Below are 23360 nucleotides of genomic sequence, written 5' to 3'. Positions count from 1 at the left end.
CCAAGCATTATCAAACCGGGGACGGGGGGCGTCAACCGCTTGGAGATTCGACTTTATCGGAACGATCGACCGCAAGGCATGGGCACTGCGCGAGGGGAATGAAGGGGTTGTCATGGTTGTGCTCGATGCGTTCCGGCGCGACCTGTCGGCAGGAGGTTAGGAGAGTCAGGGCGGCGAAAATGTGATTGGTCTCACATTGCAGAACCGCGGTCGCCGCAACCTCAGGTGTTTGACCTTTGCGGCGGACAATGGCTTGGTGCGCTGGCTCGTCCCCGCAGGTCCACTCGGAAAAAAGAAAAGCAAAGAGCAGCGTCATGGGAAACGTCTACGAGATCTACGCACTGCGCTATGCGACGATGTCGCCGCGCACGCCCCACATGAACTTCCTCGCGCCCGATCCGCATGACAGCGCGGCGCAGGACCTCGATTATTTCGTCTGGCTGATCCGAGGGCACGGCCGCGACATCCTGGTCGATACCGGCTTCAATGCCGAGGAGGCGAGCGCGCGGGCGCGCAAGCTGACGCTCAATCCGGTCGATGCGCTGGAGCGCTTCGGTGTCGCGGCGTCAGCCATTGCCGACATCATCGTGACGCATCTGCATTACGACCATGCCGGCAATCTCGATCGCTTCCCGCAGGCGCGCTTCCATCTCCAGGAGCGCGAGATGGCCTACGCGACCGGGCGCTGCATGTGCAACGGCCTCTTGCGCCATCCGTTCTCGGTCGAGCACGTCACGCTGATGGTGCGGCATGTCTACGGCGAGCGCGTCACCTTCTATTCCGGCGACGGCGAGGTCGCACCCGGCGTGACCGTGCATCGCGTCGGCGGCCATTCCGACGGCTTGCAGGTGGTCAGGGTCGAGACCGCGCGCGGGCCGGTGGTGCTGGCCTCCGATGCCGCGCATTACTACGCCAATCTCCAGCGCAAGAGCCCGTTCCCGATCGTCTACAATGTCGGCGACATGGCGCAGGGCTGGGACACGATCGAGCGCCTCGCGGGTCACCCCGACCGGTTCATTCCCGGGCATGATCCGATCGTGACGGAGATCTATCCGCGCGCCAGCGACAAGGTCGATGCCTGGGCGCTGCATCTGCCGCCGTCACGGTCGTTTGCGAAGTGATGGAAGCGAGCTGAGGCGTGTACTATCAATCCTAAGTGCGGCTCAGATCAGGGGGCTAATGTCCTCCTGAAAGCCGCGCGCAAACGAGCATCGCCGGGGTCCGAGTCGGGCCATCAGCGGAAGTGACACGTTGTTATTCGATCACCTTGTCAGCGCGCGCCAACAAGACCTCCGGAACCGTAACACCCATCGCCCTGGCGGTTTTGAGGTTGATTACCAGCTCGAATTTCGTCGGCTGTTCGACGGGCAGATCGGCAGGCTTCGTGCCGCGCAAAAGGCTCGCCGCAAATCGGGCAGTAAGGTCTGCCAAGTGATCGGACGATGGGCCGTAGCCGATAAAGCCACCTTGCTCGGCCCGCACTCCCCACTGATACATGGTTGGAAAGCGCAGTGCTGCAACTCGTTCGATAATCAGCGGACCATTGCCGTCGAGCATCCCGGAACTAAGAACATTCAGCGCCGTGGCCCCCGATGCCTGTGCCTTATCGATAGTCGCTGCAATCTCCTCAGCTCTGGTGATACGATAGATTGAAAGCTCGACGTTGCGTGCGCGCGCCGCCTCTTGCAAAGCGCGAGCCTTCGCCTCAGTTATAAACTGGCTGGTATCGGCGAGAGCCGCCATGCGGCGAATCCCAGGCACGGCTTCGATCAGGAGATCCTGTCGCATGCCGTCAAGCTCAGCGCCAAAAATGCTGATCCCCGTGACATTGCCATTGGGCCGGGTGAACGATTCTACCATTCCCTCTCCGACCATATCGTCCGTGATCCCAACGATGGGAATACTCTTTGTTGCCTGCTTTACGGCGTGAACTGCTGGCCCTGAAGCAGCATAGATGACATCGGGTCGGGCTATGATCAGCTCCGCCGCGAGTTGTGAAATCAGATCGATATGAGGTGCAAAGGCGCGGTAATCAATCGTGAGGTTTCGGCCATCAATGAAACCAGCACGCCGCAGGTTGTCGAAAAAACGTACGTTAAACCCAATATCGCGAGGATGCGGAGACAAGCAACCAAGGCGATAGGTCTGTCCCGCTTTCTGGGCCAGCGCTGCAAGCGGCAACGCCACGACCGCGCCGCAGACAAGGGGCATGAAATCGCGCCGTCTCATTGGACCCCCAATGGAAAACGCCTCGCCCACGTCAAAGTCTAGCATTTCAAGACGGGACAGCGAATGAGAACGATCGGCCCGGTCGCTGCGTCCAAATGTCCGAAATGGGGTCCAAAAAAGTGGCTTGAGCCTCAGCCGGCGACTTCCGGTCTGTCCTCGTCTTCGGACATGTTCAACTTCTGAGACGGGCGGTGAGCGTGGTGTCAGCGAGTGCCGGCAGGATCCCCACAAGGAACGATATCGCGGGGAGATTTTCGACCCGCTATCTCCGGCGGAGAGAATACCGCCAGGTATCCTCCGTCCCCGGCGAGCTTATGTGTGGCGACCTCGCGATAGCCGACGGCGGTCAATTCGCAGCGCAAGAGCTTAATTGGCGTGCCATGCTTCGACGTCGGAAGCTCAAGGTCGACAATTCCGACCCGCGCACCTTGCTTCAAGGCGGGCGCGAGATTGTAGAGGAAGGCATAGGGTTGGGCTATCTCATGATACATGTGCACGAGGATTGCGGCATCCAGCGAGGAAGCGGGCAGACGCGGATCGTGTGGTTCGCCGAGCGCGAATTGCACGTTCGTCAACTTCAGAAGTTCTGTTCGCTTGACGAGCTCGATGAGGTAATCCCGCGTGACGTCCTGGGCAACGACAGTGCCGGCGGGTCCGACGAGGCGCGAGAGCCTGACCGTGTGGTAGCCACCGCCTGCACCAATGTCGCCGACTGTCGTGCCTGGTTTCAGTTCTAGAACACGCGCGATTTGACCGGCCTCATTGAGGGCGTCACGGTGCTCTTCGGCCGAGCGGCGTGGGCTGACAATCCGAGCAACAGGGCGCTGCGGTGAGGGAAACTCGTTTGCAGCGACCCCGGGGGGAGCCAGATAACCTATGTCAGCGGCGTATGCGCGAGTTGCGGCAAATGCCACAAGTAGCGTCGCTGCATGAGCCAGTGCCGTCACGGACCTACCAAGCTTTCTCAGCCGGTCTAGGCGCAGTCGTCCAGGTTTGGTGAGCTCCAAATATGGGCCCACCGTCATGTCAACGAGGTTCAGTGTAGCAGGCAACTCCATCCGTGCGCCTCGCGCTTACGCCCGCCATTCGCGCCTGAGAGCAATTTCCATCAACCTCCAAAGCCGACGTCTGCGCCTTTATAAGTCAAAAAGTACACGCCCTAATACGCCTGCTTCGCGTCGGCTTCTTCGCTGGTCTGGATCAGGTCGAGACTCTGCTCGATCTTGCCGAGCAGGGCTTCGAGCTGCTTGCGCTCCTGCGCCGAGAGGCAGGCGAGGATCTCGTCTTCCCGCCGCAGCAACTGCGGAAACAGCTCTTCGTAGAGCGCGCGGCCCTTCTTCGTCAGCTGCAGGCGGAATTCGCGGCGGTCGGCTTCATTTTCGACCCGCTCGATCAGGTCCTCATTGAGCAGAGTGGTGACCGCGCGGCTGATGGTCGATTTATGCGTGCGGGTACATTGCGAGATGTACTGCGCGCTGCAGGCATCGTTGCGGAAGCCGAGCGTGGCGATCACGCGCCATGCCGGGATGTCGAGGCCGTGGCGCTCCTGATACTCGACCGCGAGCGCGGAACTCACTTCGGCCGCAAGCCGATTGAGCCGGAATGGAACGAACTTGAACAGGTCGAGCCGAGGCTTGGGCCGCGATGAAGGCTCGTCGGCTTGCCGTGTCGTCAGCGCGATGTCGCTGGATGTCCTTGCCAAGAAGAGCGCTCCGAATTCCAGTTGACGGCCGGCCGGCTCCGGTCCAAAATAGTTGCACGTGAGACTATCTAGCAGATCAGTCCTCCTCTGACCAGAGCCGAGGTTAGTGCATGGCCCAGGCCAAATCCCAGTTCGGCTATCGACGCCACCCCGATCAGGATCGTCCCGGCAAGGACCCGGCCGCGCATCCGGTCGTGGTCGTCGGGGCGGGGCCGGTCGGGTTGTCGCTGGCGATCGACCTCGCCCAGCGCGGCCAGCAAGTGGTGCTCCTGGACGATGCCGATCGCATCGGCGAAGGCTCGCGCGCGATCTGCTTTTCGAAGCGGTCGCTGGAATATTGGGACCGGCTCGGCGTCGGCGACCGCATGGTCGACAAGGGCGTGGTGTGGAGCGTCGGCCGGATTTTTCACGGCGAGTCCCAGCTCTACCAGTTCAATCTCCTGCCCGAGGATGGTCATAAGCGACCGGCCTTCATCAACCTCCAGCAATATTACGCCGAGGCCTATCTGGTCGATCGCATCGGCGATCTGCCTGCGATCGATCTGCGCTGGCGCAACAAGGTGACGGCGCTGGAACAGCGCAACGATGCCGTTGCGCTCACGATCGAAACGCCCGAGGGCGCCTATCGCCTGCACGCACAATATGTCATCGCCTGCGACGGCGCACGGTCCTCGGTGCGACAGATGGTGGGCGCGGAATTTGCCGGCCAGGTGTTCGAGGACCAGTTCCTGATCGCCGACGTCAAGATGACGGCGGAATTCCCGACCGAGCGCTGGTTCTGGTTCGACCCGCCGTTTCATGCGGGCCGCTCGGCGCTTTTGCACCGGCAGCCAGACGACGTCTGGCGCATCGACCTCCAGCTCAATCGCCATGCCGATCCGATCGTCGAGAAGAAGCCGGAAAACGTGCGGCCGCGGATCGCGCGCATGCTCGGCCACGACAAGTTCGAGTTCGAGTGGATCTCGCTGTACAAATTCCAGTGCCGGCGGATGGACCGCTTCATCCATGGCCGCGTGATTTTTGCCGGCGATTCCGCGCATCAGGTCTCGCCGTTCGGTGCGCGCGGCGCGAACTCGGGACTCGAGGACGCCGAAAACCTGTCCTGGAAGCTTGACCGCGTGCTGCGGGGGACTTCTCCCGCGAGCCTGCTCGAGAGCTACCACGCCGAGCGCAGTATGGCGGCCGACGAGAACATCCGCGAATCCACCCGCTCGACCGATTTCATGGCGCCGAACTCGCATCAGGAGGCCCGGTTGCGCAAGGCGGTGCTGTCGCTGGCCAAGGAGACCGAGTTCGGCAAGCGCATGGTCAATGGCGGCCGGCTGTCGGTGCCGTGCAGCTACGATTCGCCGCTGTCATCGCGCGATGGAGATGCGTGGCGTGGGGGACCATCGCCCGGCTGCTCCATGCTGGACGCGCCGGTTGCGATGCGTGCGGGCGAGCAGGCCTATCTCACGGATGCATTCCGCAACGGTGGAACGGACTTCACCTTGCTGTCGTTCAGCAATGGTGCAGCGATCGATGTCCCCGATGGCGTCAGGGATATCCGCATTGGCGGCGAGAGCGGGCTTGCCGATCCCTCAGGCCTGGTCGCAAAGCGCTACGACGCCGAGCCGGGCGCCGCTTATCTGCTCAGGCCCGATGGCTACGTTGCCGCACGCTTCCGCCATCCGACGGGTGCGGCGATCGCCGCGGCACTGTCGCGGGCAGCAGGCTTGAATTGAGGTTTCGCATGCCGCTCTCCACCAGCTCCAATTTCGCGCGACCCGACGATGCCTTTCGCGCCGTCGTCGAGGCGCATCGCGGTCTCACCGACGAGCAGAGCGCCGATTTCGACGCAGCGCTGGTGTTGATCCTCGCCAATCACATCGGCGACATCGATGTGCTGCGCGAAGCGATCGGGCTGGCGAAACGCCGCATGATCGACGGCCAGCAGCAACAACAGCAACAACAATAACCCCAGAGCTTGAAGCAAAGACTTGAGGATGAACTGATGGCGAAGAACTTCGCATCCACCGGCGATCTCTCCGAGAAGAAGATCACTTTTTCCGAGATCGGCACCGATCTCTATGCCTTCACCGCGGAGGGCGATCCGAACACCGCCATCATCGTCGGCGATGATGGTTGCCTCGTGTTCGACGCGCAATCGACGCCGGCGATGGCCAACAAGGTGATCGAGCGCGTCCAAACCGTTACCGACAAGCCGATCAAATACGTCGTGCTGTCGCATTATCACGCGGTGCGCGTGCTGGGCGCCTCCGCCTACAAGGCGCAGGGCATCGTCGCCTCGCAGGAGACCCATCGCCTGATCGCGGAGCGCGGACAGCAGGATTGGGATTCCGAATACGGCCGCTTTCCGCGCCTGTTCGAGGATGCGCAGAGCATCCCCGGACTGACCTGGCCGACGCTGACCTTCGAAGGCGAGATGTCGATCTATCTCGGAAAACGCGAGGTGCGGCTGATGCAGCTTGGCGCCGGCCACACCTCCGGCGATATCGTCGCCTGGGTGCCGGATGCTGAGGTGATGTTCTCCGGCGATCTCATCGAATATCATTCGGCCTGCTATTGCGGCGATGCGCATTTGCGCGAATGGCCGCTAACGCTGAACGAGATCCGCAACTTCAATCCCAAGGCAATCGCGCCGGGCCGCGGTGATGCGCTGAAAGGCATTGCCACGGTGCGCGAAGCCATCGCGATGACGCGCGACTTCGTCACCTCGCTCTATGGCGCAGCCGAGATCTCCGTCGCCAAGGGGCGCACGCTGAAGGAATCGATGGCGGCGACGCGCGAAGTGATGGATCCGAAGTTCCACAGCTTCGCCATTTACGAGCACTGCCTGCCGTTCAACGTGTCGCGGGCCTATGACGAAGCGTCGGGCATCGACGATCCCGTGATCTGGACCGACAAGCGCGACCAGGAAATGTGGGCGAACTTGCAAGGAGGAGGATAGTCATGAACATCAATACCTCGCCTGATCAGATCGTTCGGAGCTCGGCCCAGGTCACGCCGGGCTACATGTCCGGCTTCGGCAACAGCTTTGAGACGGAGGCGCTGCCGGGCGCGCTGCCGATCGGACGTAATTCACCGCAGCGCTGCGCCTATGGCCTCTATGCCGAACAGCTCTCAGGTTCGCCCTTCACCGCGCCGCGCGGCACCAATGAGCGCTCCTGGCTCTATCGCATCCGTCCTTCGGTGAAGCATTCCGGTCGCTTCGAGAAGGTCGATGCCGGCCTGTGGCGCTCGGCGCCGTGCCATGAATACGATCTGCCGATCGCGCAGCTGCGCTGGGATCCGACGCCGCTGCCGAAGGACGAGGTCACCTTTGTCCAGGGCGTGCAGACCATGACGACCGCCGGTGACGTCAACACGCAGGCCGGCATGGCCGCGCATGTCTACCTCATCACCAAATCGATGGTGGACCAGCACTTCTACAATGCCGACGGCGAGCTCATGTTCGTGCTGCAGCAGGGCAATCTGCGCGTCGTCACCGAGTTCGGCCGCATCGATGCCGAGCCCGGCGAGATCGTGGTGATCCCGCGCGGCGTCAAGTTCCGCGTCGAGATTCCGAACGGGCCGGCGCGCGGCTATCTCTGCGAGAACTATGGCGGCGCCTTCACGCTGCCGGAGCGCGGACCGATCGGGGCCAACTGCCTCGCCAATGCGCGCGACTTCCTGACGCCGGTCGCGAATTACGAGGACAAGGACACGCCGACCGAGCTGTTCGTGAAATGGGGCGGGTCGTTGTTCAAGACGCAGCTAGCCCATTCACCGATCGACGTCGTCGCGTGGCACGGCAATTACGCGCCCTACAAATACGATCTGCGGACCTTCTCGCCGGTCGGCGCGATCGGCTTCGACCATCCCGATCCCTCGATCTTCACGGTGCTGACCTCGCCGTCGGAGACCGCAGGCACCGCGAATATCGACTTCGTCATCTTCCCCGAGCGCTGGATGGTCGCCGACAACACCTTCCGTCCGCCCTGGTATCACATGAACATCATGAGCGAGTTCATGGGCCTGATCTATGGTGTCTACGACGCCAAGCCGCAAGGCTTCGTCCCCGGCGGCATCAGCTTGCATAATTGCATGCTGCCGCATGGCCCGGACCGCGACGCCTTCGAGCACGCCAGCAACGTCGAGCTGAAGCCGGTGAAGCTGACCGGCACCATGGCTTTCATGTTCGAGACGCGTTATCCGCAGCGCGTCACGGAGCATGCCGCGAAGTCGTCCGCGCTGCAGGATGATTACGCGGATTGCTGGAAGGGTCTCGAGAAGCGGTTCGATCCGAATAAGCCGTAGAGTTCCTCACCCTCTCCCCTTGTGGGAGAGGGTGGCTCGCCGCGTAGCGGCGAGACGGGTGAGGGGTCTGCCTCCGCGAGCGAGCCTCTCTCAGTCGGACATGCGGATAGAACCCCTCATCCGGCGCTTCGCGCCACCTTCTCCCACAAGGGGAGAAGGAAGAAAGAATCGAGCCAGCAATGACAACTCACCCCAACGACCCCAGCCTCCGCTCCTTCATCGAGGTCGATTCCGCCTCCGACTTCCCGATCCAGAACCTGCCCTATGGCGTGTTCTCGACCGCGGCCAATCCGACGCCACGGGTTGGTGTGGCGATCGGAAACTACGTGCTCGATCTCTGGGAGCTCGAGCAGGACTCCCGGCTGGACGTCGGTCCGCTCGGCGTATTCTCCGGACCGTCGCTCAATCCGTTCATGGTGCTCGGGCCAAAAGTCTGGACGAAGACGCGGGCGCGGATCAGCGAGCTCTTGCGCCACGATCATCCGGAGCTGCGCGACAACGAGGAGCTGCGCAAGCAGGCTCTGGTGCCGATGCGCGATGCAAAGCTGCATCTGCCGTTCGCGGTTTCCGGCTACACCGATTTCTATTCGTCCAGGGAGCACGCCACCAATGTCGGCGTGATGTTCCGCGGCAAGGATAATGCGTTGCAGCCGAACTGGCTGCACATGCCGATCGCCTATAACGGCCGCGCCTCCACCGTCGTCGTCTCCGGCACCAAGGTGAAGCGGCCGCGTGGGCAACTCAAGCCGCCGAATGTCGACGTGCCGAGTTTCGGGCCATGCAAGCGGCTCGATTTCGAGCTGGAGATAGGCGTCGTGATCGGCCAGCCCTCGCCGATGGGCGGCATGTTGAGCGAGAGCCAAGCCGAGGAGATGATCTTCGGCTTCGTGCTGCTCAACGACTGGAGCGCGCGCGACATCCAGCAATGGGAATATGTGCCGCTCGGCCCGTTCCTGGCCAAGGCGTTCGCGACCTCGATCAGCCCGTGGGTGGTGACGCGCGAGGCGCTTGAGCCATTCCGCCTGAACGGGCCGGAGCAGGAGCCGGTGCCGCTCGATTATCTCAAGCAGACGAAACCGCAGAACTACGATCTGGAACTCGACGTGTCCTTGCGCGCCGCCGGCGCCAATGCGCCTGCCAGCATCAGCCGCACCAATTTCAAATACATGTACTGGTCCTCGGTGCAGCAACTGATGCACCATGCCTCCAGCGGCTGCGCCATGAATGTCGGTGATCTCCTGGGGAGCGGCACCATCTCAGGCCCGGAGAAGGATCAGCGCGGCAGCTTGCTTGAGATCAGTTGGAACGGCACCGAGCCGGTGGAATTGCCCGGCGGCGCCAAGCGGTCATTCCTGGAAGATGGCGACAGCCTCGTGATGCGCGGCTGGTGCCAGGGCAGCGGCTATCGCGTCGGGTTCGGTGAGGTCGAGGGGACGATTTTGGCGGCGGAGTAGCCTCCATCGATGCCACAACCTCCGTCATTGCGAGCGCAGCGAAGCAATCCAGAATCTTCCCGCGGCGGCAGTCTGGATTGCTTCGTCGCAAGGGCTCCTCGCAATGACGGTGGGGATGCAGTTCACCGCCTCTCCGGCGGCACATCGCGCACCCGCGCGCAATGCGCCGCGACATCCTCCACGCTGTACTTCAAATGCACCCGCTTGTCGGACGGCGCCTGCTTGCTGGTGCACACGCCCGACCGCCATTCCTGCGTCGGCCTGATCGGGCGTGGCGCAAAACCGCCGCCGCAGTTCGGGCAGACGTTCGATAGCTTTGTCTCTACGCAGTCCGCGCAGAACGTGCATTCGTATGAACAGATCCGCGCGTCGGTTGCGTCAGGTGGCAGGTCGCAATCGCAATATTCGCAGTTCGGTCGAAGCTGGAGGGCCATGGCTCGATCTCCCGGATTGGCTTGATCATCGCAGACGGCACCTCAAGGGCGAAGGCCGTAGTTCCCTCGATTTCAGCCAGCCTTCAAATCCTTCAACGGCAGCTTTGAGCTTTCCTTGAGCTTGTCGAGCACGATCGAGGAGCGGACATGCGCCACGCTCTGGTGCGGCATCAGGACGTCGTTGACGAGGTTGGAGAGTCCCTTGAGGTCACGCAGCACCGCCTTGAGCACGTAATCGGCGTCGCCCGTCAGCGAATACGCCTCCTGGATCTCGTCGATGCGGCCAACGAGGGCGCGGAAGCGTTTTGAATTGTCCGGCGAATGCGTCGCAAGCCCCACCTGGATGAAGGCGATGACGCCGAAGCCGAGCGCCTCGCTGGAGAGATCGGCGTGATAGCCCGATATCACCTTCTCCTCCTCCAGCCGCATCCTCCGGCGCGAGCATTGCGAAGCCGAGAGGCCTGCGAGATCGGCGAGCTCCTGATTGGTGAGGCGGCCGTCGTCCTGAAGCGCGGTCAGGATCTTGAGGTCGAAGGTGTCGACTGAGATCATGCGTATTTCGCCCATTTCGTGCACGGATTGTGCGCAAGATAGCGAAATCGCATCCCGTTTGCACGCTCATTGCGCGCTCCATGAAGGATAGTTCCTCCTAGCAGCAATTTGGGAGAGCACCATGGGTCCGTTTCCGCACGATGCACCGCCGGCCACTGTTAGCGCCGACAATCCGATGGGCACTGACGGGTTCGAGTTCGTCGAATATGCCCATCCCAATCCGGACGAGCTGCACGCGCTGTTCAAGCTGATGGGCTATGCGCCCGTCGCGCGCCACAAGACCAAGAAGATCACGGTCTATCGCCAGGGCGATATCAACTACCTCGTCAACGAGGAACCCGGCACCCACGGCTACGACTTCGTCGCCGCGCACGGCCCCTGTGCGCCGTCGATGGCGTTCCGCGTGGTCGACGCGAAGGCGGCCTATGACCGCGCGATCGCCCTCGGCGCCGAGCCCGCCGACGTGCCGTCGGCGCAGAAGACGCTCGACGTCCCCGCCATCAAGGGCATCGGCGGCAGCCTGCTGTATCTCGTCGATCGCTACGGCGCCAAGGGCTCGGCCTATGACGCCGAGTTCGAATGGCTCGGCGCGCGCGATCCGCGCCCGCATGGCGCCGGGCTGTTCTATCTCGATCACCTCACCCACAACGTCCATCGCGGCCGCATGGATGTCTGGGCCGGCTTCTACGAAAAGCTGTTCAACTTCCGCCAGATCCGCTTCTTCGACATCGAGGGCCGAGCCTCCGGCCTGTTCTCGCGCGCGTTGACCAGCCCGGATGGCAAGATCCGTATTCCGATCAACGAGGACGCCGGCGATTCCGGTCAGATCGAGGAATATCTGAAGACCTATCGCGGCGAGGGCATCCAGCACATCGCCTGCGGCTGCCGTGACATCTACCGCACCATCGAAGGCCTGCGCGAAGCCGGCCTGCCCTTCATGCCGTCGCCGCCGGAGACCTATTTCGAGCGGATCGATGCGCGTCTGCCCAAGCACGGCGAGGACCTCCCACGCTTGCAGAAGAACGGCATCCTGATCGACGGCGAAGGCGTGGTCGAAGGCGGCCAGACCAAGGTTCTGCTGCAGATCTTCTCGGCCAACGCGATCGGTCCGATCTTCTTCGAGTTCATCGAGCGCAAGGGCGATGATGGTTTCGGCGAGGGCAACTTCAAGGCCCTGTTCGAATCGATCGAGGAGGATCAGATCCGGCGCGGCGTGCTGAAGGTGGATGCGGCGTAGATCGTCGTGTTTGGTACGGTCCCGCTTCAAGCAAAGCTGTCGTCCCGGACAAGCGCGCCTCAAGCGCGCGTAGATCCGGGACCCATATGTGGACGGCCCCCGTGGCACAAGAGCTTTGTGAGGTTTGATCGGATCGCTTGCATCCATATGTGCGGCCTGTTGATGCAGCTTTGTAGCCGCTGGCCAAGATGGTTTCCGCAACACGAGTTCCAATCACCGCTGCGACCTTGCTCGGCCAATGGGTCCCACGGATTTGCTCGCGTCTCGGGTCGACCGATCACACCATCTCCTCTGCTCCTGCAGCTCCGGTTCGGTCGGCGGACTAAGTCGCCGGCCGGCCGAATCTCTCAACTACGCGGCAACGGCCATTTGGGCATCGATCCGCGCGCTATCGTAGCTTTCCCCCGTGGTCATCAGTTTCCAGGCGATGCGAGCCATCTTGTTGGCCAGCGCCACTGCGGCCAGCTTCGGCGTCTTGCGCTTCAACAGCTCGATCAGCCAGCGAGGCCCGCGATCTCGGGTTTTGGCCATCTTCACCACCGAGGTTGCCCCGACCACCAGCAGCTGACGTAGCCTCTCATCACCTGCCCGGGTGATCTTGCCGAGCCGGGTCTTTCCCGCAGTGGAATGGTCCTTGGGCGTCAGGCCGAGCCAGGCTGCGAACAGCCGCCCCGAGCGGAAGGCGTGTGGGTCGGGCGCCTTCATCACCAGCGCCGCCGCCGTGACCGGACCGATCCCCGGGATCTGCGCCAATCGCCGGCTCGTGGCATCGGCCCGGTGCCAGGCCAGCAGCTTGGCCTCGACCGCCTTCAGCTCGACCTGCACCTGGTCATATTGGCGAGCCAGCATCGCAAACAGCTCGCGGGCCAGCGCCGGCACGCCTTCGTCCTGGCTGATCGCCGCCAGGAACGCGGCGAGCTTGTCCAGCCCCTTGGCCGCGATCAGACCGAACTCCGCCGCATGCCCGCGGATCGTGTTGGAGAGTTGCGTGCGACGCGCGACCAATTGCTCGCGGACGCCCAGCAGCATCAGTGCAGCCTGCTGCTCCGCCGTCTTCACCGCCACATACCGCATCCGCGGCCGGCTCGCCGCCTCGCACAGCCCTTCCGCATCGCGCCCGTCGTTCTTGTTGCGCGGCACGTAGGGCTTCACCAGCTGCGGCGCAATCAGCTTGAACGTGTGTCCCAGCCGGCCGAGCTCGCGTGCCAAGTGGTGGGCGGCCCCGCAAGCCTCGATCACGACCACCGTCGGCGGCAGCTTGGCAAAAAACTCCAGCATCGCCTTGCGGCTGAGCCGCTTGCGCAACACGACCTGCTCGGAGGCGTCAACGCCATGGAGCTGGAAAATATACTTCGACGTATCCATTCCAATGCGGATAATCTGACCCACGGACGGCTCCTGTGAATGAGTGTGTGACAACCTCATTCTGGCACACTGATGCCGTAGGGGGCCGTCCACCCCATCACCACCGGATTGTGTGGCAGCGTGAGCTGACAACCACGAGTCTTCGCCAAACCACTCCCTGTGGGTATGGGTCCCGGATCAGCGCTCGCTACGCTCGCTTGTCCGGGACGACGGCGGAGATTGAAGCGAAAGCAGAGAGTCTAACGCCCCGCCCACGCCTTCGTCACCGCGGCGATCTCCGCCCCTTCCGGCTCGCGCACCGCCGATGGTGTGCGTGAGAACCGCGGCGCCGGGGCCGGTTGCTTCACGCCGTGGCGCTCGAGGAAGACGTTGCGGGCGACCATGTGCGGATGCTGGGTCGCCTCCGACATGGTCAGCACCGGCGCGAAGCAGATGTCGGTGCCTTCCATGATCTTGCACCAGTCCTCGCGCGTCTTGCTCTTGAACACGGCTTTCAGTTTCTGCTTCAGCGCTGGCCAGGCCTTGGGGTTCATCTGCGCGTCGAAATCTGCGTCAGTCAAGCCCGCGTGCTCGCGCAGCAGCGCATAGAACTGCGGCTCGATCGAGCCGATCGAGACGAAATGGCCGCAGGCGCATTCATAGACGCCGTAGAAGTGCGCGCCGCCATCGAGGAAATTCTGATCGCGCCCCTCGGCCCAGCGGCCCAGCGTGGTCATGTCGAAGAAGAAAGACATCAGCGATGCCGCGCCGTCGCACATCGCGGCGTCGACGAGCTGGCCGTTGCCGGATCTCTGCGCCTCCAGCAGCGCGGCCAGCACGCCGACAACGAGATAGAGCGCACCGCCGCCGAAATCGCCGACCAGATTGAGCGGCGGCACCGGCGCTTCCTTGGGGCCAATCGCGGCGAGGGCGCCGGTGATTGAGATGTAGTTGATGTCGTGGCCGGCGGCGTTCGCGAGCGGGCCTTCCTGGCCCCAGCCGGTCATGCGACCATAGACCAGCTTCGGGTTGCGCGCGAGCACCACGTCAGGTCCGAGTCCGAGCCGCTCCATCACGCCGGGACGGAAGCCTTCGACCAGCGCGTCCGCGCTGGCCAAGAGGTCGAGCACTTCTGCGATCGCTGCCTTGTCCTTGAGGTCGAGCTCGATCACCTTGCGGCCGCGACCCGCCACTGACTTCATGCTCTTCTTCGCACCGACGCGGTCGAGCGTGACGACGTCGGCGCCCATGTCGGCCAGCATCATGCAGGCGAACGGTCCCGGACCTATGCCGGCGAATTCGACGACGCGGAAGCCCGAGAGCGGGCCGGAGGCGCGGACGGCAGAGTTTTGGGCGGGTTTATCGAGCACGTTGTGTTTCCTCGGGCCGCAGGCGGGTGCCGTTGGTTCGGCAATTGCCTCGGATGTTCCTCTGTGGGGCGAGTTAATTGGCTGATTAACTTTTCCCGCCTTCACGCCAGTGAGGCAAGCGCTTTTCATGCATAGGCGCATAATAAAAGCGGCGCGCATTTCTGCGCGCCGCGGAAGATTTGTGTTGAGGCGCTAGAGACCGATCTCAGCCCGCAGCGGTCACCGCGCGCTGCGCCATCACCTTGACGAGGTTGGCGCGGTACTCCGCCGTGCCGTGAATGTCGGCCAGCAATCCGTTCGCCGAAATGCTGACATTGTCGAGTGCCGACGGCGACCAGTTTGCCTTCAGCGCGGCTTCGATCGCGGGCACCCGCATCACGCCGCTCTCCGAAGCGCCTGTGGCGGCCACCCGAACCTCGCCCGATTTGGTCTGGGCGACGAACACGCCGGTCAGCGCGAAACGCGAAGCCGGGTGCCGCATCTTTTCGTAGCCTGCTTTCGCCGGCACCGGGAACGATACGGCGGTGATGATCTCGCCGTCTTCAAGGGCTGTCGCGAACAGGCCCTGGAAGAAGTCCTGCGCCGCGATCGACCGCTTGTTGGTCTTCACGGTGGCGCCGAGCGCGAGCAGCGCGGCGGGGAAGTCCGCCGCGGGATCGTTGTTGGCGATCGAGCCGCCGATCGTGCCGCGATAGCGCACCGCGGGATCGCCGAGCACCGAGGTGAGATAGGCAATCGCGGGGATTGCCTTCTTCACATCGGCATTCTGCATGATGTCGTAATAGGTCGTGGCGGCCTTGATGGTCAGCGTATCGCCTGACAGTTCGACGCCCTGCAGCTCCTTGATCCTGCCGAGATCGATCACGTCGGAGGGGCTTGCGAGACGCTGCTTCATCACCGGCAGCAGCGTCTGGCCGCCGGCGAGGAACTTCGCTTCGCTGCTCTTGCCGAACAGGCTGACGGCTTCGTCGACCGAGGAAGCGCGATGATAGGTGGTTTGGTACATCTTGGTTGCTCCCTCTTAAGCCGCGTGGATCGTGCGCCACACCCTGTCAGGGGTTGCGGGCATTTCCAAATTGTTCTTGCCGATCGCATCCGTGATCGCGTTGATCACGGCCGCTGACGCCCCGATCGCGCCGGCCTCGCCGCACCCCTTGATGCCCAAGGGATTGCCCGGGCACAGCGTCGTGGTGTGTGAGAGGTTGAACGAGGGCAGGTCGTCGGCGCGCGGCATGGAGTAATCCATGAACGAGGCCGTGACGGGTTGGCCATTGGCGTCGTAGATCGCGTGCTCGAGCAGCGCCTGCCCGATGCCCTGGGCAAGGCCGCCATGGACCTGGCCCTCGACGATCATCGGGTTGATCAGCCGGCCGAAATCGTCGGCCGCGACGAAGTTGACGAAGGAGGTCTTGCCGGTGCCCGGATCGACCTCGAGCTCGCAGATATAGGCGCCCGCCGGGAACGTGAAGTTGGAGGGATCATAGAAGGCGCTTTCCTTCAGGCCCGGCTCCATCCCGTCAGGCAGATTGTGCGCCGTGTAGGCGGCGAGCGCGACCATCGGGAAGGCGATCGCCTTGTCGGTGCCTGTCACCTTGAACTCGCCGCTCTCGATGACGATGTCGGCCTCCGACGCCTCCAGCGCATGCGCGGCGATCTTCTTGGCCTTGGATTCCATCTTCTCCATGGCCTTCAGGATCGCGGTGAGGCCGACGGCCGCCGAGCGCGAGCCATAGGTGCCCATGCCGAACTGCACCTTGTCGGTGTCGCCATGGACGATCGAGACCTGGCTGATCGGAACGCCCAGGCGATCCGCGACGAGCTGACAGAACGTAGTCTCGTGGCCCTGACCGTGGCTGTGCGATCCCGTCAGGATCTCGATGGTGCCCACCGGGTTGACGCGCACCTCGGCGGATTCCCACAGGCCGACGCCGGCGCCCAGGCTGCCGACGGCCTTCGACGGTGCGATGCCGCAGGCCTCAATGTAGCAGGACACGCCGATGCCGCGCAGCTTGCCTTGTGACTTGGCTTGTGCCTTGCGCGCGGCGAAGCCGGCATAATCGATCGCCTTCATGGCGGCATCGAGCGAGGCGTTAAAGTCGCCGGTGTCATAGGCCATGATCACGGGCGTCTGGTGCGGGAACTGGGTGATGAAGTTGGTCCGGCGCAGCTGCGCCGGATCGACCTTCAGCTGCCGCGCCGCCGTCTCCATCAGACGTTCGACCAGGTAGCTCGCCTCCGGGCGGCCCGCGCCGCGATAGGCGTCCACCGGCGTGGTGTTGGTGTAGACGCCGATCACCTCGGCATGGATCGCCGGGATGTTGTACTGGCCCGACAGCAGCGTCGCGTAGAGATAGGTCGGCACCGACGACGAGAACAGCGACATGTAGGCGCCGAAATTGGCGTAGGTCTTCACCCTGAAGCCGGTGATCTTGTTGTTGGCGTCGAACGCCATCTCCGCGTGGGTCACATGGTCGCGGCCATGGGCATCGGTGAGGAACGCCTCGGTGCGGTCGCCGGTCCATTTCACGGGACGGCCGACCTTCTTCGAGGCCCACAGCGCCACCATCTCCTCGGGATAGATGAAGATCTTGGAGCCGAAGCCGCCGCCGACGTCGGGGGCGATCACGCGCAGCTTGTGCTCGGGGGCGATGTTGTAGAACGCCGACAGCACGAGGCGAGCGACGTGCGGGTTCTGCGAGGTCGTATATAGAGTGAAGTGTTCTTCTGCCGCATCGTAGTCGGCGATCGCCGCACGCGGCTCCATCGCGTTCGGGGCGAGGCGGTTGTTGGTGACGTCGAGCTTGACCACATTGGCGGCCTTGGCGAAGGCGGCATCGGTGGCGCCCTCGTCTCCGATCACCCAGTCATAGACCAGGTTACCGGGGGCTTCGGGATGAAGTTGCGGTGCGCCGGCCTTGATCGCAGCGTGCATGTCGGCAACCGCCGGCAACTCTTCATAATCCACAACCACGGCCTCGGCCGCGTCACGTGCGAGATTCTTGCTGTCGGCGATCACGACCGCGACGGCCTGTCCGACAAAACGCACCGTATCCGGCGCCATCGCTGGCCATGCGCCCATCTTCATCGGGCTGCCGTCCTTGGAGGTGATGGCCCAGCCGCAGATCAGGTTGCCGACCTTGTCGTCGACGAGCTGTTGTCCCGTGAGCACCGCGACCACGCCGGGCATTTTCAGCGCGGCGGACGAGTCGATCTTCTTCACCTTGGCGTGTGCATGCGGGCTTCTGATGAAATGGGCATGGGTCATGCCCGTCAGCTTGATGTCGTCGACGTAGCGACCCTTGCCGGTAATGAAACGCTTGTCTTCCTTGCGCACGACCCGTGCGCCGATACCTTCAACACCCATGACTGGTCCTCCCGACCGGAAATTTTGTTGGTCCGCGCTTTCCATCGAAAGCGGCGGTGGTTTTCTTGTTTGCGAGCGGTCGCCTTACTCGGCCGCCTGCGCAACCTTCATGCGACCGGCCGCATCCAGCACGGCCTTGACGATGTTGTGGTAGCCGGTGCAGCGGCAGATATTGCCTTCGAGCTCGTGGCGGACGGTGGCCTCGTCGAGCTGGCCACCATGGCGCTGCACGATGTCGATCGCCGACATGATCATGCCCGGCGTGCAATAGCCGCATTGCAGGCCGTGATTGTCGCGGAAAGCGGCCTGCATCGGGTGCAGTTCGTCGCCCTTGGCGATGCCTTCGATCGTGGTGACGCTCGCGCCATCCGCCTGTCCCGCCAGCATGGTGCAGGATTTCACGGCACGACCGTCCATGTGCACGACGCAGGCGCCGCATTGGCTGGTGTCGCAGCCGACATGGGTCCCGGTGAGGTTGAGGTGATCGCGCAAGACGTGGACCAGCAGCGTGCGATCCTCGACGTCGACAGCAACGGCCTTGCCGTTCACTGTCAGTTTGACTGTAGACACGGTGTAGTCCTCCCGGCATGATTTTGATTGTTTCTAATTAGAGACCAGCGACCCGGAACTTTGCAACTGGGATTTTGGTCGCCGGCGTCATGGAAAAGTCATTGATCCAGATGGCACCGCCTTGATTTGCGCGGCGCGCGGCCCTGCGGACTGCATGCGGTCGGACTGGCGTGGGATGCCAGTCGTCTGTCGACCCGATCGGCCTTTGGCCGAGGAAGCCTGAAAATGATGCAGGCATGCCAAATTTACCGCCCCTTATCGATTCTGCCCTAGTTTTGCGCATCCAGATCGGGGGCGGGGCGCCTCCAGATCGGGCTGAATGAAAATGGGGGTTGGAATGTCCGGGCGTATCGCGTCGCCGTCTAAGCGTACACTGTTTCCCACCCTCAGGTTCCGTACCAAGATCATTCTGGGCTTCGCTGCGGTGCTGGTGATCTCCGCCGGCAGCATGGCCTTCTCCTATTTCGGCTTTGAGCGGGTCTCGTCCGGGGTCGGATCCTACCGCAGCAGCGTTTCCGAGGCCGATCTTGCCCGCAACATCGACCGCGAACTGCTCGGCTATCGTTCCGCCGCCCGCTACTTCGTCGTGACCGGCAAGGAGGACGACGCCAAAGCGGCGCTGGAGGCAGAAGCTGGCCTGAAGAGCGCGATCGATCAGGCCATCAAGAGCGCCAAGAGGCCGGCGCGCCAGGAGGCCCTCAACAAGCTCGCCAAGGAGTTTTCCAACTTCTCCGCGACCTTTGCCAAGATCCTGCAAGCCAAGCGCGATAGTGCGCTGCTGGTCCAGAACCAGCTCCAGCGCAACGCCAATCTCCTGAAATACAAGCTGGACGACATAGGTAACAACGCCTCGGATGCGGAAGCGCAGTCAATCGAGTTCGGCACCAAGCAGGTCAATGCCCAGTTCCAGACTGCAAGCTCCGCCGCGGGCAGTTTCATCCTCAACTCCGACCAGGCGGTAGCCAGCAGCGCGCTGGCGCGGCTGAAATTCGTCGAGAACTCGCTCGGTGCGGTCTATTCCATGGACGACAAGATCGTCGCCGGGCTGAATGACGCCAAAGCGCTGCTTGGGGCCTATCGGGACGCGCTGGAGAAGCTGATCGCCAACGCCAAGATGGTCGATGACCTCCTGACCGAAATGAGCGGTTCGGCCAGTGCGATCCTTCAGGGCGCCACCGCCATGAAGGCGGACCTCGTCGCCGAACAGCAGCGGCTGGAAGCGGAGTCGGAGGCGACCATCGGGCAGACCGAGCAACTGGTGCTGATGCTCGCCATCGGCGGCACGCTGCTCGGGGCGGTCCTCGCCTTCCTGCTCGGGACCGGCATGTCGCGTCCGATGATCGCGATGTGCAAGGCGATGCGGGAGCTGGCTTCGGGCAATTTCGACGTGGTGCTGCCGGGTCTTGGCCGCAAGGACGAGATCGGCGAGATGGCCGGCGCGGTCGAGGAGTTCAAGGTTCAGGCGGTGGCCAAGGCCGAGCGCGATGCCGCCGCCAGCGAAGTCCAGAACAGGGAGCAGGCCGCAGGCCGCCGCGCCGAGCTGATCCGCTTCGCCGACGATTTCGAGAGCGCGGTCGGCGCCATCGTCTCGAACGTCTCGGCCTCCGCCGTGCAGCTGGAATCGGCGGCCTCCACGCTGACCCGCACCGCCGAGACCACGCAGAGCCTGTCGAGCCAGGTCGCCGGGGTCTCCGAGCAAGCCTCCTCCAACATGCAGTCGGTCGCGACCGCGACCGAGGAGCTCTCGGCTTCGGTCGAGGAGATCGGCCGCCAGGTCCGCGATTCCAGCCGCATTGCCGAAGCCGCCGTGGTGCAGGCCAAGCAGACCGACGGCCGCATCGGAAAACTGTCGCACGCGGCACAGCAGATCGGCGAAGTGGTCAAGCTGATCACGGCGATTGCCGAGCAGACCAACCTTCTGGCGCTCAACGCCACCATCGAGGCGGCGCGCGCCGGTGAAGCCGGCCGCGGCTTTGCGGTGGTTGCGAGCGAGGTGAAGTCGCTGGCGAGCCAGACGGCGAAGGCGACGGATGAAATCTCCTCGCACATCACCGGCATGCAGGGCGCCACGGCCGAATCGGTCGCCGCGATCAAGGAGATCGGCGCGACCATCGGCCAGATATCGTCGATCTCGACCTCGATCGCGAGCGCGGTCGAGCAGCAGGGTGCGGCGACGCAGGAGATCGCCCGCAGCGTCCAGACCGTCGCCCATGGCACCCAGACCGCGGCCACCGATATCGGCGAGGTCAACCGCGGCGCCGCCGAGACCGGCTCGGCCTCGGAGGAGGTGCTGCACTCGGCCAAGACGCTGTCGAGCGAAAGCACCCGCCTGCGTGCCGAGCTCGACCGCTTCATGGCGAATATCAGGGCGGCGTAGGGCGGCATAAGGCCGACGCTATCGCCTCACACTCGTTGTCGTCCCGGCGAAGGCCGGGACCTATAACCACAAGGCGTCGTGGGACGCGATGCTGGCAACTGCAAGTCTTCGCCAAACCACTCCCTGTGGCTATGGATCCCGGATCGGCGCTGCGCTTGTCCGGGATGACAAGTGAGGGATGCCCTCACCATTCCCGCATCACCCCGCTGCCAGTTGCGGTGCCACAAATTTACCACAGCTTATCCTTTGCCCCCTAACGTGCTGGAGAGTCGGGGAGCGGGCTGCTCCCGGGCTGCGCCTGGTTTTCCGCGAATGGAATGGGGTGGGGAATGTCCGTCAAATCCAAGCCGAACAAATCGAATCTGCTCATTTTGCGCTTTCGCGCCAAAATCATCCTCGGCTTCGTGGCGGTGCTTGCCATCCTCGCCGTTAGCATGGCTTTCGCCTATTTCGGCTTCGAGCGGATCGCAGGCGCCGTTGCCTCCTATCGGACCAGCGTGTCGGAAGCCGATCTCGCACGGACGGTCGATCGCGACCTGATTGCCTATCAGGGGCTGACGCGAGCCTATACATTGACGGGCGCGGCGGACGACGAGATCGCGGCCAAGGCCGCCGAAGAAAATCTGAGGAGCGCGATCGGCAAGTCGATGTCCGCCACGACTGGTGCTGCTCGCCGGGAGCAGGTCGGCAAGCTCGAGGCCGAGTTCCAGCGCTTCACGAAGGTGTTCAGTGAGATCATCACCCTGACGCGTGAGAACAACAAGATCGCGGCCGATGAGCTCAACAGCGTCGGCAACAAGATCCGTTTCAAGTTCGACGATCTCGCAGACACGGCTGCGCTGGCCGGTCTCGCATCGGTCCAGACCACGGCCAAGGACATCACTTCGCAATATCTGGCGGTCTCCACCTCGGTCAGCGCCTTCGTTGCCAAGCCGGAGCCGAAGACCGCCGACGGCGTGATCGCCCGCATCAAGTTCCTGGAGACCTTGCTGGTCTCGATCTACGCCAACGACCAGAAGATCACCGACCGCGTCACCGAGATCGGCAACCTGCTGAAGCAGTACCGCACGTCCTTCGCAAAGCTGACCGAAAACGTGAAGGTCATCGTCAAATCGAACGGCGAGATGACCAAGACGGCTGCGTCCATCCTCAAGCTTTCGGACGAGCTGCGCTCGGGCCTGACCGCCGACCAGCAGCGGATCGAGGCCAGCGCCAATGGCACCATCGTGGAGACCGAGCGGCTGATGCTGATGCTGGCGCTGGGTGGCCTTGCCATCGGTGCCGTGCTGGCCTGGATGCTCGGCAACGGCATCTCGCGTCCGATGATCGCGATGTGCAAGGCGATGCGGGAGCTGGCTTCGGGCAATTTCGACGTGGTGCTGCCGGGTCTTGGCCGCAAGGACGAGATCGGCGAGATGGCCGGCGCGGTCGAGGAGTTCAAGGTTCAGGCGGTGGCCAAGGCCGAGCGCGATGCCGCCGCTAGCGAAGTCCAGAACCGGGAGCAGGCCGCAAGCCGCCGCGCCGAGCTGATCCGCTTCGCCGACGATTTCGAGAGCGCGGTCGGCGCCATCGTCTCCAACGTCTCGGCCTCCGCCGTGCAGCTGGAATCGGCGGCCTCCACGCTGACCCGCACCGCCGAGACCACGCAGAGCCTGTCGAGCCAGGTCGCTGGCGTCTCCGAGCAGGCCTCCTCCAACATGCAGTCGGTCGCGACCGCGACCGAGGAGCTCTCGGCCTCGGTCGAGGAGATCGGCCGCCAGGTCCGCGATTCCAGCCGCATTGCCGAAGCCGCCGTGGTGCAGGCCAAGCAGACCGACGGCCGCATCGGAAAACTGTCGCATGCGGCACAGCAGATCGGCGAAGTGGTCAAGCTGATCACGGCGATTGCCGAGCAGACCAACCTGCTGGCGCTCAACGCCACCATCGAGGCGGCGCGCGCCGGTGAAGCCGGCCGCGGCTTTGCGGTGGTTGCGAGCGAGGTGAAGTCGCTGGCGAGCCAGACGGCGAAGGCGACGGATGAAATCTCCTCGCACATCACCGGCATGCAGGGCGCCACGGCCGAATCGGTCGCCGCGATCAAGGAGATCGGCGCGACCATCGGCCAGATATCGTCGATCTCGACCTCGATCGCGAGCGCGGTCGAGCAGCAGGGTGCGGCGACGCAGGAGATCGCCCGCAGCGTCCAGACCGTCGCCCATGGCACCCAGACCGCGGCCACCGATATCGGCGAGGTCAACCGCGGCGCCGCCGAGACCGGCTCGGCCTCGGAGGAGGTGCTGCACTCGGCCAAGACGCTGTCGAGCGAAAGCACCCGCCTGCGTGCCGAGCTCGACCGCTTCATGGCGAATATCAAGGCGGCGTAAGTTCGCTGCGTCTGAAGCTGACGCTGCCACCTCATCCTCCGCCGTCGTCCCGGACAAGCGCGCCT

General features: G+C 63.5%; 20 protein-coding genes. 9 read left to right on the top strand and 11 right to left on the bottom strand.

Annotated elements, in window-relative coordinates; all coding sequences use genetic code 11:
• Positions 1-31: 31 nt before the first annotated feature.
• Positions 32-316, bottom strand: coding sequence for a hypothetical protein (locus NLM27_RS32225; RefSeq protein WP_254147109.1), 285 nt, complete (start codon positions 314-316; stop codon positions 32-34).
• On the opposite strand from NLM27_RS32225, the gene NLM27_RS32220 reads away from it, so the two are divergent.
• A complete protein-coding gene (locus tag NLM27_RS32220) occupies positions 315-1121 on the top strand; it encodes an N-acyl homoserine lactonase family protein (RefSeq protein WP_254147108.1) in 807 nt (268 codons plus the stop codon). The two genes, NLM27_RS32225 and NLM27_RS32220, sit on opposite strands and share 2 nt — an antisense overlap.
• A 133-nt stretch (positions 1122-1254) precedes the next feature.
• Here NLM27_RS32220 and NLM27_RS32215 read toward each other — a convergent pair whose 3' ends face one another.
• The 3 genes from NLM27_RS32215 to NLM27_RS32205 all read right to left on the bottom strand — a co-directional run bounded on the left by NLM27_RS32215 (position 1255) and on the right by NLM27_RS32205 (position 3931).
• Positions 1255-2229 (bottom strand): ABC transporter substrate-binding protein, encoded by a 975-nt coding sequence (locus tag NLM27_RS32215; protein ID WP_254147107.1) that lies wholly within the window; start codon positions 2227-2229, stop codon positions 1255-1257.
• A 203-nt stretch (positions 2230-2432) separates the two neighbouring features.
• Positions 2433-3176, bottom strand: coding sequence for a methyltransferase domain-containing protein (locus NLM27_RS32210; protein WP_254147106.1), 744 nt, complete (start codon positions 3174-3176; stop codon positions 2433-2435).
• Between the two features lie 212 nt (positions 3177-3388).
• Positions 3389-3931 (bottom strand): MarR family winged helix-turn-helix transcriptional regulator, encoded by a 543-nt coding sequence (locus NLM27_RS32205; RefSeq protein WP_254147105.1) that lies wholly within the window; start codon positions 3929-3931, stop codon positions 3389-3391.
• A gap of 110 nt (positions 3932-4041) precedes the next feature.
• Here NLM27_RS32205 and NLM27_RS32200 point away from each other — a divergent pair, with 110 nt between their 5' ends.
• The 5 genes from NLM27_RS32200 (at position 4042) to fahA (ending at position 9684) form a co-directional block, all read left to right on the top strand.
• Complete coding sequence (locus NLM27_RS32200) at positions 4042-5655, top strand: FAD-dependent oxidoreductase (protein ID WP_254147104.1); 1614 nt, start codon at positions 4042-4044, stop codon at positions 5653-5655.
• 8 nt (positions 5656-5663) lie between these two features.
• Positions 5664-5888 (top strand): DUF2783 domain-containing protein, encoded by a 225-nt coding sequence (locus NLM27_RS32195; protein ID WP_254147103.1) that lies wholly within the window; start codon positions 5664-5666, stop codon positions 5886-5888.
• Positions 5889-5924: 36 nt separating this feature from the next.
• The gene (locus NLM27_RS32190) at positions 5925-6881 is read left to right on the top strand and encodes an MBL fold metallo-hydrolase (protein ID WP_254147102.1); all 957 of its coding nucleotides are present in this window, start codon (positions 5925-5927) and stop codon (positions 6879-6881) included.
• 2 nt (positions 6882-6883) lie between these two features.
• Complete coding sequence (gene hmgA, locus NLM27_RS32185; RefSeq protein WP_254147101.1) at positions 6884-8230, top strand: homogentisate 1,2-dioxygenase; 1347 nt, start codon at positions 6884-6886, stop codon at positions 8228-8230.
• Positions 8231-8409: 179 nt separating this feature from the next.
• Positions 8410-9684, top strand: a complete 1275-nt coding sequence (fahA, locus tag NLM27_RS32180) for a fumarylacetoacetase (RefSeq protein ID WP_254147100.1) — start codon at positions 8410-8412, stop codon at positions 9682-9684.
• Positions 9685-9806: 122 nt separating this feature from the next.
• Here fahA and NLM27_RS32175 read toward each other — a convergent pair whose 3' ends face one another.
• Together NLM27_RS32175 and NLM27_RS32170 are read right to left on the bottom strand one after the other, a co-directional pair.
• Positions 9807-10118 (bottom strand): DUF1272 domain-containing protein, encoded by a 312-nt coding sequence (locus NLM27_RS32175; protein WP_254147099.1) that lies wholly within the window; start codon positions 10116-10118, stop codon positions 9807-9809.
• Positions 10119-10190: 72 nt separating this feature from the next.
• Entirely contained in the window at positions 10191-10670 is a 480-nt protein-coding gene (locus tag NLM27_RS32170) for an Lrp/AsnC family transcriptional regulator (protein WP_254147098.1), read from the bottom strand.
• A 121-nt stretch (positions 10671-10791) separates the two neighbouring features.
• Between NLM27_RS32170 and hppD the strand changes: the two genes are divergently transcribed.
• Entirely contained in the window at positions 10792-11907 is a 1116-nt protein-coding gene (hppD, locus tag NLM27_RS32165) for a 4-hydroxyphenylpyruvate dioxygenase (RefSeq protein ID WP_254147097.1), read from the top strand.
• 351 nt (positions 11908-12258) lie between these two features.
• Here hppD and NLM27_RS32160 read toward each other — a convergent pair whose 3' ends face one another.
• The 5 genes from NLM27_RS32160 to NLM27_RS32140 form a co-directional block, all read right to left on the bottom strand.
• Entirely contained in the window at positions 12259-13296 is a 1038-nt protein-coding gene (locus NLM27_RS32160; protein WP_254144077.1) for an IS110 family transposase, read from the bottom strand.
• 215 nt (positions 13297-13511) lie between these two features.
• On the bottom strand, positions 13512-14621 hold the full coding sequence (locus NLM27_RS32155; RefSeq protein ID WP_254147096.1) for a CaiB/BaiF CoA-transferase family protein: 1110 nt from the start codon (positions 14619-14621) through the stop codon (positions 13512-13514).
• 205 nt (positions 14622-14826) lie between these two features.
• Positions 14827-15627: a xanthine dehydrogenase family protein subunit M gene (locus tag NLM27_RS32150; RefSeq protein WP_254147095.1), complete on the bottom strand. Its 801-nt coding sequence runs from the start codon at positions 15625-15627 to the stop codon at positions 14827-14829.
• A gap of 15 nt (positions 15628-15642) precedes the next feature.
• A complete protein-coding gene (locus NLM27_RS32145) occupies positions 15643-17985 on the bottom strand; it encodes a xanthine dehydrogenase family protein molybdopterin-binding subunit (RefSeq protein WP_254147094.1) in 2343 nt (780 codons plus the stop codon).
• Positions 17986-18069: 84 nt separating this feature from the next.
• Positions 18070-18555: a (2Fe-2S)-binding protein gene (locus NLM27_RS32140; protein WP_254147093.1), complete on the bottom strand. Its 486-nt coding sequence runs from the start codon at positions 18553-18555 to the stop codon at positions 18070-18072.
• 337 nt (positions 18556-18892) lie between these two features.
• On the opposite strand from NLM27_RS32140, the gene NLM27_RS32135 reads away from it, so the two are divergent.
• Complete coding sequence (locus NLM27_RS32135) at positions 18893-20932, top strand: methyl-accepting chemotaxis protein (RefSeq protein ID WP_254147092.1); 2040 nt, start codon at positions 18893-18895, stop codon at positions 20930-20932.
• Between the two features lie 329 nt (positions 20933-21261).
• Positions 21262-23295 carry a methyl-accepting chemotaxis protein gene (locus tag NLM27_RS32130; protein ID WP_254147091.1) on the top strand — a complete coding sequence of 678 codons (2034 nt, stop codon included), beginning with the start codon at positions 21262-21264 and terminating at the stop codon, positions 23293-23295.
• Positions 23296-23360 lie beyond the last annotated feature (65 nt).

Origin of the sequence: Bradyrhizobium sp. CCGB12 (assembly GCF_024199845.1) — a bacterium.
Classification (GTDB): domain Bacteria; phylum Pseudomonadota; class Alphaproteobacteria; order Rhizobiales; family Xanthobacteraceae; genus Bradyrhizobium.
This window is presented reverse-complemented; position numbering and strand designations above follow the sequence as displayed.

Bases quoted from the DNA above. Each gene is read 5' to 3' on its own strand.
- NLM27_RS32220 (WP_254147108.1), top strand. From the start codon at position 315: ATGGGAAACGTCTACGAGATCTACGCACTGCGCTATGCGACGATGTCG.
- NLM27_RS32225 (WP_254147109.1), bottom strand. From the start codon at position 316: ATGACGCTGCTCTTTGCTTTTCTTTTTTCCGAGTGGACCTGCGGGGAC.
- NLM27_RS32215 (WP_254147107.1), bottom strand. From the start codon at position 2,229: ATGAGACGGCGCGATTTCATGCCCCTTGTCTGCGGCGCGGTCGTGGCG.
- NLM27_RS32200 (WP_254147104.1), top strand. From the start codon at position 4,042: ATGGCCCAGGCCAAATCCCAGTTCGGCTATCGACGCCACCCCGATCAG.
- NLM27_RS32195 (WP_254147103.1), top strand. From the start codon at position 5,664: ATGCCGCTCTCCACCAGCTCCAATTTCGCGCGACCCGACGATGCCTTT.
- NLM27_RS32190 (WP_254147102.1), top strand. From the start codon at position 5,925: ATGGCGAAGAACTTCGCATCCACCGGCGATCTCTCCGAGAAGAAGATC.
- hmgA (WP_254147101.1), top strand. From the start codon at position 6,884: ATGAACATCAATACCTCGCCTGATCAGATCGTTCGGAGCTCGGCCCAG.
- fahA (WP_254147100.1), top strand. From the start codon at position 8,410: ATGACAACTCACCCCAACGACCCCAGCCTCCGCTCCTTCATCGAGGTC.
- NLM27_RS32175 (WP_254147099.1), bottom strand. From the start codon at position 10,118: ATGGCCCTCCAGCTTCGACCGAACTGCGAATATTGCGATTGCGACCTG.
- NLM27_RS32170 (WP_254147098.1), bottom strand. From the start codon at position 10,670: ATGATCTCAGTCGACACCTTCGACCTCAAGATCCTGACCGCGCTTCAG.
- hppD (WP_254147097.1), top strand. From the start codon at position 10,792: ATGGGTCCGTTTCCGCACGATGCACCGCCGGCCACTGTTAGCGCCGAC.
- NLM27_RS32150 (WP_254147095.1), bottom strand. From the start codon at position 15,627: ATGTACCAAACCACCTATCATCGCGCTTCCTCGGTCGACGAAGCCGTC.
- NLM27_RS32145 (WP_254147094.1), bottom strand. From the start codon at position 17,985: ATGGGTGTTGAAGGTATCGGCGCACGGGTCGTGCGCAAGGAAGACAAG.
- NLM27_RS32135 (WP_254147092.1), top strand. From the start codon at position 18,893: ATGTCCGGGCGTATCGCGTCGCCGTCTAAGCGTACACTGTTTCCCACC.
- NLM27_RS32130 (WP_254147091.1), top strand. From the start codon at position 21,262: ATGTCCGTCAAATCCAAGCCGAACAAATCGAATCTGCTCATTTTGCGC.